Source organism: Curtobacterium sp. SP.BCp, from assembly GCF_051903255.1.
Taxonomy (GTDB): domain Bacteria; phylum Actinomycetota; class Actinomycetes; order Actinomycetales; family Microbacteriaceae; genus Curtobacterium.
Genome location: NZ_CP194338.1, coordinates 2,321,466 through 2,340,765, shown reverse-complemented (window position 1 = coordinate 2,340,765; position 19,300 = coordinate 2,321,466). Strand labels below are relative to the sequence as shown.

Sequence of the window (19,300 nt, the reverse complement as noted above, 5' to 3'; positions counted from 1 at the left end):
CCGTCGGTCGTTCGCCGACGGTCGTCGTCGACCGCGACCGACGCTGGTCAGGACCGTACCGATCGGCATGGGATGATCGTCCGATGGCGGTGACGAGACGAGCGGTCCACATCGGCGCCGGCAAGATCGGGCGCGGCTTCGTGGGCCAGTTCCTCGTGGCGAGCGGCTACGAGCTCACCTTCGTCGACGTCGACGAGCGCGTCGTGTCCGCCCTCAACGAAGCCGGCCGCTTCGTGGTGCACGAGGTCGGCGAGATGCCGGTCGAGCACCTCGTCTACGGGTTCCGCGCTCTCAACAGCAAGTCCGACCGCGAACGCGTCGTGCAGGCGATCGCCGAGGCCGACGTCGTCACCACCGCGGTCGGCGCCCGCACCCTGCCGCTCGTCGCCCCCGTCATCGCCGAGGGCCTCGCCGCCCGCGGCACCGACCGCGGCGACGTCACGATCGTCGCGTGTGAGAACGCCTTCAACGCGACGGACTCCCTGCACGCCAGCATCCGACGGGCCCCCGTGCTCGAGGACCGCGACGTCGCAGCCGTGTTCGCGAACTGCGCGATCGACCGCATCGTCCCCGACCAGTCCGGCGTCCTCGGCCAGTCCGGCGGTCTCGACGTCGTGCTCGAGCCCTTCTACGAGTGGGTCATCGAGCGGACCCCGTTCGACGCCTCGGACACCGAACCGCCGGTGATCGACGGCGTGACCTGGGTCGAGGACCTCCAGCCGTTCGTCGAGCGCAAGCTCTACACGGTGAACACCGCGCACGCGACGGCCGCCTACCACGGCTACACCCGCGGCATCCGCCTCATCCGCGAAGCCCTCGAGGACCGTGAGGTCCGCGCCGAGGTCGACGGCGTGCTCGCCGAGACCACCGCACTGCTCATCGCGAAGCACGGGTTCGACCCCGCGGAGCACGCCCGCTACGTCGCCGCGAACCTGTCGCGCATCGCGAACCCGCACCTCCCCGACACCACGGTCCGCGTCGGACGGAACCCGCTCCGCAAGCTCGGGCGGCGGGAACGCTTCGTCGGTCCCGCGGCCCAGCTCGCCGAGCGCGGCCTCCCCGTCGACCACCTGCTCGGAGCGATCCGCGCGGCGCTGGCGTTCGACGACCAGGACGACCCGGAGTCGATCGAGCTCCACGCGCTGCTGCGCTCGGGCGCGACCGCGCACGCGCTGACGGAGATCCTCACCGGTCTGATGGAGAGCCACCCGCTCTTCCCCGCGGTGCGCGACGTCGTCGCGGCCGTGCTCGAGACCGAGTCGGCCGACGTCTGACGCCGGGCGCCCTGCCCGTGCCGGTGCCGGACGACCGGGCGTGGGCGAGCTCGGCCCTCGACCCCTCGTAGAATCGGTGGCATGACCACGGCAGCATCACCTCCGGACGGCTCCGTCGACCACGAGGACGACGACGCGCTGCGCTGGGGCGACGCGGACGACGCGACGCACGTCGACGCCGCCCGCAACCCGGTGGCCGTCAAGGAGCGCCGCTCCCGCGACGACGAGGGCCCGATGGGCTCCGGCCCCCTCATCGGCTTCGGCGTCCTGGGCGGCCTCTACCTGCTCTACACGGTCGCGTGGCTGATCAGCGCCAGCGTGCTCGCGGTCGCCGACCCGGCGTCCGAGGTCATGCGTGCCCTCGCGATCGTCGCCCCGGCCCTCTGGTTCGTCGCGACGCTGTGGCTCGGCCAGTCCGCCAGGAACCGCACGAAGTTCGTGTGGCTCCTGATCGGGGCGGTCGTCCTCATCCCGTGGCCGTTCATCCTCACGAGGAGCTTCGGGTGACCGCCGACACCGCGCCCGCTCCCACACCCGTGCTGGCGCCCTGGCGCATCGCGATCTGGGTCGTCGCCGCGCTCCTGCTCGCGTACGTGACGTGGCAGGCGGTGGGCAACTTCGTCGGAGTCTCGACGCCGATCCTGCAGAACAACGAGTTCCTCGCGAAGAACGGTGCGACCGCGCTCCAGAGCTCGGTGCCGTGGGCGGCGCTCGTGCTCGACGTCGCGATCGCCCCGGTCGGCTTCGTCGTCGCGCTCGTCGTGTCCCGTCGCATGCAGCCGCTCCGCACGGTGGTCGTGTTCCTGACCGCGCTCTGCGCGGTGAGCGCGCTCTGGTTCACCCTCCTGCAGTACGTCACGTCGACGACGGTCATCGGGTCCTGACGGACCCCGCCCACCACCGGACGGGAGGCACGGCTCGCGACGCGCGCCGTGCCTCCCGTCCGTCGTCCGGTCGCCACCAGGGCGGACCCGCGGTCGTAACCATCCGCTCGCGTCGATAGCATGGTGGGATACCGCCCGTCTCGTGTGAGGAAACAGCAGTCGTGCCGAAGCCGGTCGTCCTGATCGCCGAAGAACTCTCGCCCGCCACCGTCGACGCCCTCGGGCCCGACTTCGACGTCCGGAACGTGGACGGCACCGACCGCCCAGCGCTCCTGTCCGCCCTCGCCGACGCGAACGCGATCCTGGTGCGGTCCGCCACCAAGGTCGACGCCGAGGCGATCGCCGCGGCCCCGAACCTGCAGGTCGTCGCCCGCGCGGGTGTCGGTCTCGACAACGTCGACATCAAGGCGGCGACGACCGCCGGCGTGATGGTCGTCAACGCGCCGACGTCGAACATCATCTCCGCCGCGGAGCTCACCGTCGGGCACATCCTGTCGCTCGCTCGGCACATCCCGGCCGCGCACGCGTCACTCGCGGGCGGCGCCTGGAAGCGCTCGGCCTACACGGGCGTCGAGCTGTACGAGAAGACGGTGGGCATCATCGGCCTCGGCCGCATCGGTGCGCTCATCACGCAGCGCCTGCAGGCGTTCGGCGTCTCGGTGATCGCGTACGACCCGTACGTGACCACCGCCCGCGCGCAGCAGCTCGGGGTCGAGCTCGTCTCCCTCGAGGACCTGCTCCGTCGCGCGGACTTCACCACGATCCACATGCCGAAGACCCCCGAGACCCTCGGCATGATCTCCGACGAGCAGTTCGCGCTCATGAAGCCGACCGCCTTCGTCGTGAACGTCGCCCGCGGCGGGCTCATCGACGAGGACGCGCTGCGACGTGCCCTCACCGCCGGCACGATCGCGGGCGCCGGTCTCGACGTCTTCGTGTCCGAGCCGCCGCAGGACGACGCACTGACGTCGCTCCCGAACGTGGTCGTGACGCCGCACCTCGGCGCCTCGACCGACGAGGCCCAGGAGAAGGCGGGCGTCTCGGTCGCGAAGTCGGTCCGTCTCGCGCTCGGCGGGGAGCTCGTGCCGGACGCGGTCAACGTCGCCGGAGGCGTCATCGACCCGTACGTCCGCCCGGGCATCCCGCTCGTCGAGAAGCTCGGCCAGGTCTTCACCGCGCTCGCGACCTCCCCGGTGACGAGCATCGACGTCGAGGTCCACGGCGAGCTCGCCGGGTACGACGTCAGCGTGCTCAAGCTCGCGGCGCTCAAGGGCGTGTTCACCGACGTGGTCAGCGACCAGGTGTCGTACGTCAACGCCCCGCTCATCGCGGAGCAGCGCGGCGTCTCGGTCCGGCTCATCACCGACGCCGACAGCCCCGAGTACCGCAACGTGCTCACGATCCGCGGTGCCCAGTCCGACGGGCCGGCGATCAGCGTCTCGGGCACGCTCACCGGCCCGAAGCAGGTCGAGAAGCTCGTCGAGATCAACGGGCACGACGTCGAGGTGCCGCTCGACCGGCACCACGTCGTCATGGAGTACGTCGACCGTCCCGGCATCGTCGCGGTGTACGGCAAGGAGTTCGGCGAAGCCGGCATCAACATCGCCGCGATGCAGATCTCGCGCGAGGCAGCCGGCGGCCAGGCACTCAGCGTGCTGACGGTCGACTCGCCGGTCCCCGCCGAGATCCTCGAGCACGTCCGCTCCACCATCGACGCGACCTCGCTCCGCGAGATCGACATCACGCTGTAGGGGAGTCCGGCAGATGACGCAGACCGTGAAGCTCGCCGTCGTCCGCGGGGACGGCATCGGACCCGAGGTCGTCGACGAGGCGTTGAAGGTCCTGCACGCCGTCCTGCCGGACGACCTCGTGGTCGAGGAGACCGCGTTCTCGCTCGGCGCCGACCGGTTCCTCGCGACCGGCGACATCCTCACCGACGACGACCTCGCGGCGATCGCGACGCACGACGCGATCCTGCTCGGTGCGGTCGGCGGCGACCCGCGCGACCCGCGGCTCGCCGGCGGCATCATCGAGCGCGGTCTGCTGCTGAAGCTCCGCTTCGCGTTCGACCACTACGTGAACCTCCGGCCCACCGTCGTGTACCCGACCGTGGCGACCCCGTTGTCGTCGCCCGGGGACGTCGACTTCGTGGTGGTGCGCGAGGGGACCGAGGGGCCGTACGTGGGCAACGGCGGTGCGATCCGCGTCGGGACGCCCCACGAGATCGCCACCGAGGTGTCGCTGAACACCGCGCACGGCGTCGAGCGGGTCGTCCGGTACGCGTTCGACCTCGCCGACCGGCGGCCGCGGAAGCACCTCACGCTCGTGCACAAGAGCAACGTGCTCGTCAACGCGGGTGCGCTCTGGCAGCGCACCGTCGCGGCGGTCGGCGCGGAGTACCCGGACGTCGCGGTCGACTACCAGCACGTCGACGCCGTCACCATCCACATGGTGCAGGACCCTGCTAGGTTCGACGTCATCGTCACCGACAACCTCTTCGGCGACATCATCACCGACCTGGCCGGCGCGATCAGCGGCGGCATCGGTCTGGCGGCCTCGGGCAACATCAACCCGGACGGCACCTTCCCCAGCATGTTCGAGCCGGTCCACGGTTCCGCGCCGGACATCGCGGGTCAGCAGAAGGCCGATCCCACGGCCGCCATCCTCTCCGTCGCCCTGCTGCTCGACCACCTCGGTCGCAGCGACCTCGCGTCGGCGGTCACCCGGGCGGTCGAGGCGGACCTCGCGGACCGGGGCACCACGCAGCGTCGCACCGCCGAGGTCGGCGACGCCGTCGCCGCCGCGGTCACGGCACGCACCACCACCGCCTGACAGGAGTCACCCCATGTCGACCGACACCGCCTTCGGGCTCGAGTTCTCCACCACCCCGTCGCCCGAGCGACGCGCCGCCGCCGAGCGTGAGGCGATCCTCGCGGACCCGGGCTTCGGCAAGCACTTCACCGACCACATGGCCACCGTCAGCTGGACGCTCGAGGACGGCTGGCACGACGCGTCGATCCACCCGTACGGTCCGCTCACCCTCGACCCGAGCGCGAGCGTCCTGCACTACGCGCAGGAGATCTTCGAGGGGCTCAAGGCCTACCGGCACGCGGACGGGTCGGTGTGGAGCTTCCGGCCGGACGCGAACGCCCGTCGGTTCCAGAGCTCGGCCGTGCGTCTGGCGCTGCCGGAGCTCCCGGTCGACGTGTTCGTCGAGTCGATCCGGCAGCTCGTGCAGACCGACGTCGACTGGGTGCCGTCAGCACCGGAGACGAGCCTGTACCTGCGGCCGTTCATGATCGCGACCGAGTCGTTCCTCGGCGTGCGGGCCGCGCAAGCGGTGGACTACCACTGCATCGCGAGCCCGGCCGGCGCCTACTTCACCTCGGGGCCGAAGCCCGTGTCGATCTGGCTGTCGACCACCTACGCCCGTGCAGGCAAGGGCGGGACCGGCGCCGCGAAGACCGGCGGCAACTACGCATCGTCACTGCTGCCCCAGCAGGAGGCCTACGAGCACGGCTGCCAGCAGGTCATGTTCCTCGACTCGCAGGAGGGCAAGTACCTCGAGGAACTCGGCGGCATGAACGTCGTCCTCGTGCGGTCGGACGGCACCCTCGTGACGCCGGACTCCGACTCGATCCTCGAGGGCATCACGCGAGACTCGATCCTGCAGCTCGCCGAGGACCGCGGGCTCCGCGTCGAGCGTCGCCGCGTGACCCTCGACGAGTGGCGCGACGGGGTGGCCGACGGCTCGATCACCGAGGCCTTCGCGTGCGGGACCGCCGCCGTGGTGACCCCGATCGCCGAACTCCGCGGCGACGGCTTCACGATCGGTTCGCCGACCGAGGGCGCCGGCGAACTGACGATGTCGCTCCGCCAGGAACTCACCGACATCCAGTACGGCCGTCGTCCCGACCCCCACGGGTGGATGACCAAGCTGACCGACGCGTCCTGATCGCGGCGCGGGCGTCGGTAGGGTCGAACGGTGAAGATCGCACGGTTCAGCAGCAAGGGTGAGGACCCCCGCTACGGCATCCTCGACGAGCGCGACCTCGTCGTGCTCGCGGGGGACCCGATGTACCAGGGGTTCGAGACCACGGGGGAGCGGGTGCCCCTGAAGGAGGCGAAGCTGCTCGCCCCGGTGATCCCTCGGTCGAAGGTGATCGGCGTCGGGCTCAACTACGCCGAGCACGCGTCGGAGATGGACGAGCGCTCGGGGGACGACCCCGTGGTGTTCCTCAAGCCGAACACGACCGTGATCGGCCCCGACGACCCGATCCGCCTGCCCGCCGGTGTCGGCCGCGTCGACCACGAGGGCGAGCTCGCGATCGTGATCGGTTCGCTCGCGAAGAACGTCCGTCGTGAGGACTTCGCCAGCGTCATCCTCGGCTACACGATCGCGAACGACGTGACCGCCCGAGACCTCCAGGCCCGGGACGGGCAGTGGACCCGGGCGAAGGGCTTCGACACGTTCTGCCCGCTCGGGCCCGCGATCGAGACGGAGATCGACCCGTCGGACATCCGCCTCGAGACCCGTGTGGACGGCGAGCTGCGCCAGGCGGCCTCGACGAGCGAGATGATCCACGACATCCCGACGCTCATCGAGTTCGTCTCGTCGATCTGGACGCTCCTCCCTGGTGACGTCATCCTCACCGGCACGCCCGCCGGCGTCGGGGAGATCCGCGACGGCGAGGTCGTCGAGGTGACGATCTCCGGTCTGGGTTCCCTCACGAACCCGGTCATCGCGAAGCACTGACCAGCTCCACCCGACGGCCCGTTCCCTGCACAGGGAGCGGGCCGTTCGCCGTCTCTGCGCCGATGTGGCCGCAGCAGGTCCGAGCGGACGGCAGTGCGACACGCCCGGGATGGGCCGCGGTTGGCGGGGCTCCCGGGGCGTGTGTAGAGTAATCACTCGTTGCCGCTGAGGCGGAGAACGGAACGGCCGAGACGGTCACCGGGTCGAAGACCTGGAGATGCAGTCCGGACGGGGTCCCGCTCGCAGCAACACCATCCCGATGAAGCCACACCGCAAGGTGAGCTCGTCGGTGTGGAAGGAACTGCCTCTCTGGCGAATCCTCGTGTTCGGGGTGGAGTGGGGAGTGCGTCTGGTCCTTGAGAACTCAACAGCGTGCACATTGTCAATGCCAATTTATTGACCCCGTGGCCGAGCTTGCTCGGTTCGGAGACAATTCCTTTTGGATAGACAGAATTGTCAGTTGACAGTTCTTTTTGTCAGTATCAACTCGGCCATGCTTTCGGGTGTGGTTGGTAATTTTTTTACGGAGAGTTTGATCCTGGCTCAGGACGAACGCTGGCGGCGTGCTTAACACATGCAAGTCGAACGATGAAGCCCAGCTTGCTGGGTGGATTAGTGGCGAACGGGTGAGTAACACGTGAGTAACCTGCCCCTGACTCTGGGATAAGCGTTGGAAACGACGTCTAATACTGGATATGACTACTGGTCGCATGGCCTGGTGGTGGAAAGATTTTTTGGTTGGGGATGGACTCGCGGCCTATCAGCTTGTTGGTGAGGTAATGGCTCACCAAGGCGACGACGGGTAGCCGGCCTGAGAGGGTGACCGGCCACACTGGGACTGAGACACGGCCCAGACTCCTACGGGAGGCAGCAGTGGGGAATATTGCACAATGGGCGAAAGCCTGATGCAGCAACGCCGCGTGAGGGATGACGGCCTTCGGGTTGTAAACCTCTTTTAGTAGGGAAGAAGCGAAAGTGACGGTACCTGCAGAAAAAGCACCGGCTAACTACGTGCCAGCAGCCGCGGTAATACGTAGGGTGCAAGCGTTGTCCGGAATTATTGGGCGTAAAGAGCTCGTAGGCGGTTTGTCGCGTCTGCTGTGAAATCCCGAGGCTCAACCTCGGGCTTGCAGTGGGTACGGGCAGACTAGAGTGCGGTAGGGGAGATTGGAATTCCTGGTGTAGCGGTGGAATGCGCAGATATCAGGAGGAACACCGATGGCGAAGGCAGATCTCTGGGCCGTAACTGACGCTGAGGAGCGAAAGCGTGGGGAGCGAACAGGATTAGATACCCTGGTAGTCCACGCCGTAAACGTTGGGCGCTAGATGTAGGGACCTTTCCACGGTTTCTGTGTCGTAGCTAACGCATTAAGCGCCCCGCCTGGGGAGTACGGCCGCAAGGCTAAAACTCAAAGGAATTGACGGGGGCCCGCACAAGCGGCGGAGCATGCGGATTAATTCGATGCAACGCGAAGAACCTTACCAAGGCTTGACATACACCGGAAACGGCCAGAGATGGTCGCCCCCTTGTGGTCGGTGTACAGGTGGTGCATGGTTGTCGTCAGCTCGTGTCGTGAGATGTTGGGTTAAGTCCCGCAACGAGCGCAACCCTCGTTCTATGTTGCCAGCGCGTTATGGCGGGGACTCATAGGAGACTGCCGGGGTCAACTCGGAGGAAGGTGGGGATGACGTCAAATCATCATGCCCCTTATGTCTTGGGCTTCACGCATGCTACAATGGCCGGTACAAAGGGCTGCGATACCGTAAGGTGGAGCGAATCCCAAAAAGCCGGTCTCAGTTCGGATTGAGGTCTGCAACTCGACCTCATGAAGTCGGAGTCGCTAGTAATCGCAGATCAGCAACGCTGCGGTGAATACGTTCCCGGGCCTTGTACACACCGCCCGTCAAGTCATGAAAGTCGGTAACACCCGAAGCCGGTGGCCTAACCCTTGTGGAAGGAGCCGTCGAAGGTGGGATCGGTGATTAGGACTAAGTCGTAACAAGGTAGCCGTACCGGAAGGTGCGGCTGGATCACCTCCTTTCTAAGGAGCATCTGGTCTCGTGCAGTCCTCGTGGCTCGCAGGGATCCAGGCGCCGATGCAACCCGAATGTGGTTGCCGGTAGCTCATGGGTGGAACATTGACAGTGCAGTCGTCGGCGCGTCTGCCGATCTCAGTACGGCTGGTCCTTCGGGGCTGGTCAGGAACGGGTTGGTGGGCAGGCGGGGTGGCTGGTGCACGTTGTTGGGTCCTGAGGGACCAGGCTTCCCGGCCGCTTGGTCGGGGGTTGAGCCGTGACAGTCGGGGCCTTCGGGTCGTGGGTGTTGCTGGTTCTTCGATGGGCCACATGAAGCTGACGCGAGAGTGTTGGGGGAGTGTGGTGCCGATCGTATGTTGAGAACTACACAGTGGACGCGAGCATCTTAGATCGCTCGTGACGATGACCGGCTTGTGTTGGTTGTTGTTCGAGTCGATCGCAATTTTAATCTTTGTGGTCAAGTTTCTAAGAGCAAACGGTGGATGCCTTGGCATCTGGAGCCGAAGAAGGACGTAGAAATCTGCGATAAGCCTCGGGGAGCTGATAATCGAGCTGTGAGCCGAGGATTTCCGAATGGGGAAACCCCGCCAGGCGACTTGTCGACCTGGTGACTCCCGCCTGAATATATAGGGCGGGTAGAGGGAACGTGGGGAAGTGAAACATCTCAGTACCCACAGGAAGAGAAAACAACATGTGATTCCGTGAGTAGTGGCGAGCGAAAGCGGATGAGGCTAAACCGATCATGTGTGATAGCCGGCGGGCGTTGCATGGTCGGGGTTGTGGGACACGTCGCTCAGTTCTGCCGGACTGGGACGGTTACAGCGCATCATAGTCGAACCGGTTTGAAAGCCGGGCCGTAGTGGGTGCCAGCCCCGTAGACGAAATGGTGTTATGGCCGGATGTGTATCCCAAGTAGCACGGGGCCCGAGAAATCCCGTGTGAATCTGTCAGGACCACCTGATAAGCCTAAATACTCCCAGATGACCGATAGCGGACAAGTACCGTGAGGGAAAGGTGAAAAGTACCCCGGGAGGGGAGTGAAATAGTACCTGAAACCGTTTGCTTACAAACCGTCGGAGCCTCCTTGTAGGGGTGACGGCGTGCCTTTTGAAGAATGAGCCTGCGAGTTAGCGATATGTGGCGAGGTTAACCCGTGTGGGGTAGCCGTAGCGAAAGCGAGTCTGAATAGGGCGGTTCAGTCGCATGTCCTAGACCCGAAGCGAAGTGATCTATCCATGGCCAGGTTGAAGCGACGGTAAGACGTCGTGGAGGACCGAACCCACTTCAGTTGAAAATGGAGGGGATGAGCTGTGGATAGGGGTGAAAGGCCAATCAAACTTCGTGATAGCTGGTTCTCTCCGAAATGCATTTAGGTGCAGCGTTGCGTGTTTCTCGCCGGAGGTAGAGCTACTGGATGGCCGATGGGCCTCAACAGGTTACTGACGTCAGCCAAACTCCGAATGCCGGTGAGTGAGAGCGCAGCAGTGAGACGGTGGGGGATAAGCTTCATCGTCGAGAGGGAAACAACCCAGACTACCAACTAAGGCCCCTAAGCGTGTGCTAAGTGGGAAAGGATGTGGAGTTGCATAGACAACCAGGAGGTTGGCTTAGAAGCAGCCACCCTTGAAAGAGTGCGTAATAGCTCACTGGTCAAGTGATTCCGCGCCGACAATGTAACGGGGCTCAAGCACACCGCCGAAGTTGTAGATTTCGCACACTCGATAAGCCTTCGTGGTTCAGTCGTGCGGAGTGGTAGGAGAGCGTCGTGTGGCGAGTGAAGCGGCGGAGTAATCCAGCCGTGGACGCTACACGAGTGAGAATGCAGGCATGAGTAGCGAAAGACGGGTGAGAAACCCGTCCTCCGAAAGACCAAGGGTTCCAGGGCCAGGTTAATCCGCCCTGGGTAAGTCGGGACCTAAGGCGAGGCCGACAGGCGTAGTCGATGGACAACGGGTTGATATTCCCGTACCGGCGAACAACCGCCCAAGCTAATCCAGTGGTGCTAAGAGTCCTAACCCGGACCAGCGGATCCCTTCGGGGTGATGCGGGCCGGTCTAACGCTCGACCCCATGCTGGTGCGGCTAGCGTATGAACAGGTGTGACGCAGGAAGGTAGCTGAGCCAGGCGATGGTATCCGTAAGGTGAACCTGGTGTAAGGATGTAGGGCTGACGATAGGCAAATCCGTCGTCTGTACGCCTGAGATCCGACGCGTACCCGTTCGGGGAAATCAGTGATCCTATGCTGCCGAGAAAAGCATCGACGCGAGGTTGCAGCCGCCCGTACCCGAAACCGACTCAGGTGGTCAGGTAGAGAATACCAAGGAGATCGAGAGAATCGTGGTTAAGGAACTCGGCAAAATGCCCCCGTAACTTCGGGAGAAGGGGGGCCGGAACCGTGACCGGACTTGCTCCGTGAGCGGTGAAGGCCGCAGAGACCAGTGGGAAGCGACTGTTTACTAAAAACACAGGTCCGTGCGAAGTCGCAAGACGATGTATACGGACTGACGCCTGCCCGGTGCTGGAAGGTTAAGAGGAAGGGTTAGCCTTTGGGCGAAGCTCTGAATTTAAGCCCCAGTAAACGGCGGTGGTAACTATAACCATCCTAAGGTAGCGAAATTCCTTGTCGGGTAAGTTCCGACCTGCACGAATGGCGTAACGACTTCCCAGCTGTCTCAACCGCGAACTCGGCGAAATTGCACTACGAGTAAAGATGCTCGTTACGCGCAGCAGGACGGAAAGACCCCGTGACCTTTACTACAGCTTGGTATTGGTGTTCGGTGTGGCTTGTGTAGGATAGGTGGGAGACTGTGAAGCGGGCACGCTAGTGTTCGTGGAGTCATTGTTGAAATACCACTCTGGTCACTCTGGATGTCTAACGTAGGACCCTGATCGGGTTCATGGACAGTGCCTGGTGGGTAGTTTAACTGGGGCGGTTGCCTCCCAAAGAGTAACGGAGGCGCCCAAAGGTTCCCTCAACCTGGTTGGCAATCAGGTGGCGAGTGTAAGTGCACAAGGGAGCTTGACTGTGAGACTGACAGGTCGAGCAGGGACGAAAGTCGGGACTAGTGATCCGGCAGTGGCTTGTGGAAGCGCTGTCGCTCAACGGATAAAAGGTACCTCGGGGATAACAGGCTGATCTTGCCCAAGAGTCCATATCGACGGCATGGTTTGGCACCTCGATGTCGGCTCGTCGCATCCTGGGGCTGGAGTAGGTCCCAAGGGTTGGGCTGTTCGCCCATTAAAGCGGTACGCGAGCTGGGTTTAGAACGTCGTGAGACAGTTCGGTCCCTATCCGCTGCGCGCGTTGGAAATTTGAGAAGATCTATCCCTAGTACGAGAGGACCGGGATGGACGAACCTCTGGTGTGTCAGTTGTTCTGCCAAGGGCACCGCTGATTAGCTACGTTCGGACCGGATAACCGCTGAAAGCATCTAAGCGGGAAGCCGTCTTCGAGATGAGATTTCCATGCACCTTGAGTGTGAGAGGCTCCCAGCAGACTACTGGGTTGATAGGCCGGATGTGGAAGCGGGGACTAACGACCCGTGGAGCTGACCGGTACTAATAAGCCGAAGACTTGACAACACAACTATTTCCCACACTTTCGGGTGTGGGGCTCGCGTCCACTTTGTGGTTCCCGACAGACGATCGGGAACACGAAACTGAACACCGCGCATGCGCGGAACAGCTTTCGAGATTTCCCAGTGATTGGGTCGAAAGTGTTCCGGTGGTCATAGCGAGAGGGAAACGCCCGGTCACATTCCGAACCCGGAAGCTAAGCCTCTCAGCGCCGATGGTACTGCAAGGGGGACCTTGTGGGAGAGTAGGACGCCGCCGGACTCAACGTTGCAACACCAGGGAACCCCTGACCACCACGTGGTCAGGGGTTTTCTGCGTTCACGGGCTCCTTCGCCGCCGGTAGGCTGGTGTGGTCATGACTGCACCGTTCACCACAGCCACCGGCTCCGACGTCCGTGTCCGTTTCTGCCCCAGCCCGACGGGGACGCCCCACGTGGGTCTGATCCGGACGGCGCTCTTCAACTGGGCGTATGCACGCCACACGGGCGGCAAGCTCGTGTTCCGCATCGAGGACACCGACGCCGCGCGGGACAGCGAGGAGTCCTACGAGCAGATCCTCGAGGCCCTGCGCTGGCTGCGGCTCGACTGGGACGAGGGCGTCGACGTCGGCGGTCCGCACGGGCCCTACCGGCAGTCACAGCGCTCGGACGTCTACGACGACGTCATCGCGAAGCTCACGGCGTCCGGGCACATCTACGAGTCGTTCGTCACGCCGGAAGAGATGGAAGCGCGGAACAAGGCGGCCGGTCGTGACCCGAAGCAGGGCTACGACAACCACGAGCGTGGCCTCACCGACGAGCAGCGCCAGGCGTTCCGGGACGAGGGGCGGCAGCCGGCGCTCCGTCTCCGGGTGCCTGATCGTGATCTTTCGTTCGACGACCTCGTGCGCGGGGAGATCACGTTCAAGCAGGGGACGTTCCCGGACTTCGTGGTGGTGCGTCCGAACGGCAAGCCGCTCTACACCTTCACGAACCCCGTGGACGACGCCCTGATGGGGATCACGCACGTGCTCCGCGGTGAGGACCTCCTGTCGTCGACGCCGCGGCAGATCGCCCTGTACGAGGCGCTGTACGAGATCGGGCTGGCCGAGTCCATCCCGGTGTTCGGTCACCTGCCGTACGTGATGGGCGAGGGGAACAAGAAGCTCTCGAAGCGTGACCCGGAGTCGAACCTGTTCCACCACCGTGCGAACGGCATGGTGCCCGAGGGCCTCGTGAACTACCTCGCGCTGCTCGGGTGGTCGATCGGTCCGGACCGCGACGTCTTCTCGGTCGACGAGATGGTCGCGACGTTCGACGTCGCCGACGTCAACCCGAACCCGGCCCGCTTCGACCAGAAGAAGGCCGAGGCGATCAACGGCGACCACATCCGCCTGCTCGCGCCGGACGACTTCCGGGACCGCCTGCTGCCGTACCTGACGGACTTCGTGGCGTCGCCGCCCACGGCCGAGCAGGCAGCGGTGCTGACCGCAGCGGCGCCGCTCGTGCAGGAGCGCATGCAGGTGCTGAGCGAAGCACCGGCGATGCTGGGGTTCCTGTTCACCGCCGACGAGGACCTCGTGGTCGAGGACGACGCCGCGGCGACGCTGAAGGACGACGCCGCGGCGACGCTGAAGGACGACGCCGGGACGGTGCTGACGACGAGCATCGAGGCGCTCGAGTCGCTCGAGTCGTGGGAGTCCACCGCGATCGAGGCGGCGCTGCGTGCGGCACTCATCGACGGGCTCGGGCTGAAGCCCCGGCTGGCGTTCGGCCCCCTGCGGGTCGCGGTGTCGGGTCGTCGGATCTCGCCGCCGCTGTTCGAGTCGATGGAGATCCTCGGCAAGGACTCCACGCTGACCCGGCTCCGCGCGCTCGCAGCCCGCTGACGATCGTGGCGCGCAGCGATGCCGGCGTTCCGGCGGACACCGCGTCGGCGGACGACGCAGGGCTGATCGTCGACGTCGCCGTCATCGGCGCGGGTCCGGCGGGCCTCAGCGCCGCACTCAACCTGGTGCGAGCGCGGCGGACCGTGCTGTTGGTCGACGCGAACCGGCCGCGGAACGCCGCCACGCTGCAGTCGCACGGGTTCCTCACGCGCGACGGGGTGTCGCCGCTCGAGCTCCGGAAGCTCGGGCGTGCGGAGGTGGAAGGCTACCCGGAGGCGACCGTCGTGCAGGCGGTCGTCGACGAGGTCGCCCCGGACGGTGCTCGGTGGCGTGTGCACGGGGCGTGGCGGGGGACCGAGGTGACCGCCTCCGCCCGTGCGGTCGTGGTCGCGACGGGGCTCCGGGAGGAGTTCCCCGCGCTGCCGATGCTCCGAGCGTTCTACGGCACCTCCGTGCACAGCTGCGTCGAATGCGACGGGTACGAGAAGGCGGGCGAACCGCTCGCGTTCGTGTGCGAGACGCCCGACGTGGTCGACCGGGCGCTGTTCCTCGCGGCGTGGTCCGACGACCTCATCGTGTACACGAACGGCGCCCCGACGCTCGACGACGCCGGCCGAGACCGGCTCGCGGCGGCAGGGGTGCGGGTCGACGAGCGGGAGGTTGCGGACCTCGAGGGTGATCGGACCGGCATGACCGGCGTCCGGCTGGTGGACGGGCACGTCGAGCCGCGGACGGGTGGCTTCGTGCGGCCGACGTGGCACGTCGACACCGGGTGGCTGCACGCCCAGGTCGAGCGGGACGCCGACGGGCTCCTCGTCGTCGACGGCGTCGGACGGACGGCTGTGCCGGGCATCTACGCCGTGGGCGACGTGACGCCGCCGGGGCCGGAGCAGCTCATCGTGGCGGCCGGTCACGGGGCCCGGACGGCCTCGGCGGTGCACCGGGACCTCGTCGGTGGTCTCACGGACGTCCGGGATGCTGTACAGTAGTTGATCGTGCCCCGGGCGACCGGGACACGGGGCCGTGAGGCCTCTTGGGGTATGGTGTAATTGGCAACACAGCGGTTTCTGGTACCGTCGTTCTTGGTTCGAGTCCAGGTACCCCAGCCACCATCGTGAACAGGCCCCCGACGGAAGTCGGGGGCCTGTTGCGTTCCGCGAGCGGTTCACACGACAGGCCCTGCGTGGCGCGATGTGGTTCGGTCGGAGCCGACGACACGCCCGGTCGTCCAGTCGGCGACGAATCTCCTGGCGGGGACCGACAGCTGGGACCACCGCGCCCACGCGCCGGAGCGGCCACCGGCGCCGCGGCGGCCACTGTCGCCTCGGCGACCACTGGCGGCTGGCGCCGGGCCTCAGTCACAAGCCGCCACGCACGGCCTCCCGGCTTCCGGCTTCCGGCGGCCGGGCGTCCTGGCGGGCACTGGCGGCCAGGCGCCCGGCGGGCACCGGCGTCCAGGCGTCCTGGCGGGCGCTGGCGGCCAGGCGTCCTGGCGGGCGCGGCGGGCACCGGCGGCACGGCGTCCTGGCGGGCACTGGCGCTTCGGCGGGCGCTGGCGGCCAGATGCACCGGCGGCCAGATGCACCGGCGGCCGGGCGCCCCGGCGGGCACCGGCGGGCCGCCACATACACGAGCCGCCAGGTACAGCGCCCCGGCTCCCGGCGCGCAGGATGCCGACGGTGACGACGACCGCGCCCCCTGCGGGGAACCGCAGACCGTCGCGGCGGTGGACCCCCGGGGGATCCGCTCTGAACAGCACGACGGCGGCCCGCGCAGCAGTGACGAGGCTCCGGCCGCCGCACGCACACCGCGGCGGAGCGCGTCCACGATCTGCGGACCTGTGTGGGCGTACAGCGACCACCCGCGGTCGTGACGCGGTCTCGCCGGGCCGCAGCGCGCCTCCAGGCGGTTGCGGGGAACCGCACGGCGGGAGCCGAGCCGTCCTCGGTACCCGGTCCTGGCCCTAGCGTCACAGGGTCGCCGCGTGTCCGCGGCGACGTCCGAGAACGACAGGGGAGTCCTCGTGCCCGCAACCGTGACGACCAGGAGTGCGCCGTGGGGCCACGTGCCCGTGGTCCCGGCCGCTGCCGACCACTCGATCCTCGACCGGTGGGACCGCGTCGTGGCCAGCCACGGCGACGCCCCGGCGCTGATCCTGCCCGAGGGGGACCTGACGTTCGCCGCGGTCGACCGTGCGGTCCGTGGGCTCGGCGCCGAGCTGCGCCGAGCCCTGCGTCCGGATGACCACGGCGGGGCCGGCGTCGGTGCGGAGCGCGGTGGCGCCTCGCGTCCGGTCGGCGTGATGGCCGGGCAGACCGCGGACACGATCGTGGCGGTGCTCGCCCTCGTGGCGGCCGGACGGACCGTGGTGGTGCTCGACGACCACCTCCCGGAGGCCAGGCTCGCGCACGTGGTGCGGCTCGCCGACGTCCTGGACGTCGTGGCCGCTCCGGCGTACGCAGCGCAGGCCGCCGCAGCGCTCGACGGGGCCGGAGCGGTCTCCGGGCTCGTGCACGACCTCGACGCGTTGCAGGAGCGCGCCGCTGCCCACAGAGCCGACACCGACGCCGACACCGACGCCGGTGTCGAGGTCGCTCCCGACGCCGGTGTCGAGCGGCCGGGAGGCTCCGACCCGCTCGTGATCGTCTTCACCTCCGGCTCGACCGGCCTGCCGAAGGGCGTCGTCGTCACCCACCGTCAGCAGGTGCGGGACGCCGAGGCCGACGCGCTCTCGCTCGGGTTCGGCCCGGGGGACCGGCTCGCGATCGCCGCGCCGCTGTCCTTCACCGCCGGACTCATGTACGCCCTGGCCGCGCTGATGAACGGGTGCGCCGTGGTGGCGCTCGAGCCCCGGGACCGTGGCGTGGAGGGCACGCTCGACGACCTCGCGACGCACGGTGCGACGACCGTGCTCTGCACCCCGCACCTGCTGCGTTCGATCACGGGCGCCGTCGCCGGCTCGGACCGCGGACCGCGAGCGGGACTGACGGGGCTCCGGCTGGTGGTCACGGTCGGCGAGCCGATCACCGGCACCGACGTCGCCGCGACCCGGCCGCACCTCGGCACGCACACCGTGCTCGTGAACGGGTTCGGGGCGAGCGAACTCGCGAGCGTGGCGTTCTGTCCGGTGCTCCCGGACGACGCGGTCCCGGACGGCGTGGTCCCCGCGGGGTGGCCCATCGAGAGCAAGACCATCCGCATCGTGCGCGAGGACGGCTCCGAGGCGGCCCCCGGCGAGACCGGTGAGCTCGTCGTCGTCTCGGACGGGGTCACGACCGGGTACTGGGGTGCGCCGGAGCAGACCGCGGCGCACCTCGGCGTCGACACCGACGGCACCCCGACCTGGCGGCACGGCGACCTCGCGAAGGTCGACGAGTCCGGTCGACTCGTCCTGGCCGGACGGGCCGACGACGCCGTGAAGGTCCGCGGGTACCTCGTCGAGCCGTCCGAGGTCGAGGCGGCACTCCGCGCCGTCCCCGAGGTGCAGGACGTCGTCGTGACGGCGCTCGTCACCCCGCCCGCGGCGACCCGGCTCGTCGCCTACGTGGTGCCCCGACCGGGCCACCGCACGCCGGCGCCCGCCGCGCTGCGGAAGGTGCTCCGGGGAAGCCTGCCCGAGTACATGGTGCCCGCGGCGATCGTCCCGATGACGGAACTGCCGCGGAACGAGCGCGGCAAGGTCGACCGCTCGGCGCTGCCCGGTGCGCCGTCCGTCGAGGCCGAGATGACCGAGGCCGCGTACGACCAGTGGGAGCTCGTCGTCGGGCAGATCTGGTCCGAGGTGCTCGGGTTGTCCGGCGTGCCGCTCGACGAGGACTTCACCGCGCTCGGCGGCGACTCGCTCTCGGCGGAGGAGATGCTCGCCGTCGTGCAGGAGCGGCTCGGTGTCGCACTGCGGTCCTCGGAACTGCTCGAACACCCGACGCTGCGCCAGTTCGCGCGACGCGTCCGCGGCGGCACGAGCGCGCTCCCGAGCCACCCGGACGTCGTCAAGGTGTCCTCGGCCCGCACGGTCGGCCGGCTGCCGGTGTTCTGCTTCGCGGGCGGCGGCGCCCTCGCCCTGACGTTCCTGCCACTGTCCCGGTACCTCGACGACCACGACGTGTACGCCTTCCAACAGCACGGCCTGGAACGCCGCGGCGTGCCCGACTGGAGCATCGAACGGAGCGCGCGGCGCTACCTCGCGCTGATGCGCGTCGTGCAGCCCCGCGGACCGTACCTGCTCGTCGGGCACTCGCTCGGCGGCCTCGTCGCCCTCGAGGTGGCGCGTCTGCTCGAGGAGAACGGCGAGCACGTCGAGCACCTCGCACTGCTCGACACGTACCTCCCGCGGACCAAGAGCGAGCAGGCGCGACTGCTGTTCAGCCGGATGGAACCCCGACCATCGCGGAACCCGACGGTCCGAGCGTTCCGCTCCGGCGTCGACCGGGTCGCGCGGCGCATCATGCCCGCCGGCGTGCCCTTCGGCGCCCTCGCGGCGAAGCGGTTCCGGGCCTACACCGCCGGCGTGCTGCGCTTCGGCGGGCAGGACGACTTCGACGCCTTCTTCGACCAGGCCGAGATCGTCACCCGGCGGCACCACCCGACTCCGTTCGGTGGCCGCTCCACCTACGTGCTCGCGGACGCCAACCCGGACGCCGACGGCTGGAGCCGCTACCTCGTCGGCGCGTCCGGGACGGTACGGATGGCGTGCGAGCACACGTCGCTCCTCCGCGAACCGCACGTCGCGGAGCTCGCTGCGGCGCTGCGCGCCGCGTTCGACGCGGCACCCGTCGCCGCCAGGTGACCCTGCGGCCCGCAGCGGCGACCCGATGACGGCCTGGAGGCCCGTGTCGAGCCCGGCACGCGCCTCCAGGCCGTCCGTCGTCGCTGCCTGCGCCGCCGGCTGACACCGGTTGCGGGTTTC

10 protein-coding genes, 1 tRNA gene and 3 rRNA genes are annotated in these 19,300 nt (G+C 67.4%); all 14 read left to right on the top strand.

Annotated features, from left to right (window positions below; genetic code table 11):
- Positions 1–83: 83 nt before the first annotated feature.
- The 14 genes from ACRQ4C_RS11090 (at position 84) to ACRQ4C_RS11025 (ending at position 19,180) form a co-directional block, all read left to right on the top strand.
- Positions 84–1,274, top strand: coding sequence for a mannitol-1-phosphate 5-dehydrogenase (locus ACRQ4C_RS11090; RefSeq protein ID WP_290131399.1), 1,191 nt, complete (start codon positions 84–86; stop codon positions 1,272–1,274).
- An 81-nt stretch (positions 1,275–1,355) separates the two neighbouring features.
- Positions 1,356–1,781: a hypothetical protein gene (locus ACRQ4C_RS11085; RefSeq protein WP_439688682.1), complete on the top strand. Its 426-nt coding sequence runs from the start codon at positions 1,356–1,358 to the stop codon at positions 1,779–1,781.
- Entirely contained in the window at positions 1,778–2,158 is a 381-nt protein-coding gene (locus ACRQ4C_RS11080) for a hypothetical protein (RefSeq protein WP_290131401.1), read from the top strand. Before ACRQ4C_RS11085 ends, ACRQ4C_RS11080 begins: the two co-directional genes overlap by 4 nt.
- A gap of 161 nt (positions 2,159–2,319) precedes the next feature.
- Positions 2,320–3,909, top strand: coding sequence for a phosphoglycerate dehydrogenase (serA, locus tag ACRQ4C_RS11075; RefSeq protein WP_290131402.1), 1,590 nt, complete (start codon positions 2,320–2,322; stop codon positions 3,907–3,909).
- Positions 3,910–3,922: 13 nt separating this feature from the next.
- Positions 3,923–4,990: a 3-isopropylmalate dehydrogenase gene (locus ACRQ4C_RS11070; RefSeq protein ID WP_439688681.1), complete on the top strand. Its 1,068-nt coding sequence runs from the start codon at positions 3,923–3,925 to the stop codon at positions 4,988–4,990.
- A gap of 13 nt (positions 4,991–5,003) precedes the next feature.
- The gene (locus ACRQ4C_RS11065; RefSeq protein WP_439688680.1) at positions 5,004–6,113 is read left to right on the top strand and encodes a branched-chain amino acid aminotransferase; all 1,110 of its coding nucleotides are present in this window, start codon (positions 5,004–5,006) and stop codon (positions 6,111–6,113) included.
- Between the two features lie 30 nt (positions 6,114–6,143).
- Entirely contained in the window at positions 6,144–6,914 is a 771-nt protein-coding gene (locus ACRQ4C_RS11060; RefSeq protein WP_439688679.1) for a fumarylacetoacetate hydrolase family protein, read from the top strand.
- Between the two features lie 520 nt (positions 6,915–7,434).
- Positions 7,435–8,956 (top strand): 16S ribosomal RNA (locus ACRQ4C_RS11055).
- Positions 8,957–9,406: 450 nt separating this feature from the next.
- Positions 9,407–12,533 (top strand): 23S ribosomal RNA (locus ACRQ4C_RS11050).
- Between the two features lie 138 nt (positions 12,534–12,671).
- A 5S ribosomal RNA gene (gene rrf / locus ACRQ4C_RS11045) occupies positions 12,672–12,788 on the top strand.
- Together the 16S, 23S and 5S rRNA genes form the textbook arrangement of a ribosomal RNA operon.
- A 94-nt stretch (positions 12,789–12,882) precedes the next feature.
- Positions 12,883–14,394: a glutamate--tRNA ligase gene (gene gltX, locus ACRQ4C_RS11040; protein ID WP_439688678.1), complete on the top strand. Its 1,512-nt coding sequence runs from the start codon at positions 12,883–12,885 to the stop codon at positions 14,392–14,394.
- Positions 14,395–14,399: 5 nt separating this feature from the next.
- The gene (locus tag ACRQ4C_RS11035) at positions 14,400–15,383 is read left to right on the top strand and encodes an NAD(P)/FAD-dependent oxidoreductase (protein ID WP_439688677.1); all 984 of its coding nucleotides are present in this window, start codon (positions 14,400–14,402) and stop codon (positions 15,381–15,383) included.
- Between the two features lie 45 nt (positions 15,384–15,428).
- A tRNA-Gln gene (locus ACRQ4C_RS11030) sits at positions 15,429–15,503 on the top strand.
- 914 nt (positions 15,504–16,417) lie between these two features.
- Positions 16,418–19,180: an alpha/beta fold hydrolase gene (locus ACRQ4C_RS11025; RefSeq protein ID WP_439688676.1), complete on the top strand. Its 2,763-nt coding sequence runs from the start codon at positions 16,418–16,420 to the stop codon at positions 19,178–19,180.
- The last annotated feature ends 120 nt before the right edge of the window (positions 19,181–19,300 follow it).

Excerpts from the sequence above, each read along its gene's own strand:
- ACRQ4C_RS11090 (WP_290131399.1), top strand. The coding sequence starts at position 84 with ATGGCGGTGACGAGACGAGCGGTCCACATCGGCGCCGGCAAGATCGGG.
- ACRQ4C_RS11085 (WP_439688682.1), top strand. The coding sequence starts at position 1,356 with ATGACCACGGCAGCATCACCTCCGGACGGCTCCGTCGACCACGAGGAC.
- ACRQ4C_RS11070 (WP_439688681.1), top strand. The coding sequence starts at position 3,923 with ATGACGCAGACCGTGAAGCTCGCCGTCGTCCGCGGGGACGGCATCGGA.
- ACRQ4C_RS11065 (WP_439688680.1), top strand. The coding sequence starts at position 5,004 with ATGTCGACCGACACCGCCTTCGGGCTCGAGTTCTCCACCACCCCGTCG.
- gltX (WP_439688678.1), top strand. The coding sequence starts at position 12,883 with ATGACTGCACCGTTCACCACAGCCACCGGCTCCGACGTCCGTGTCCGT.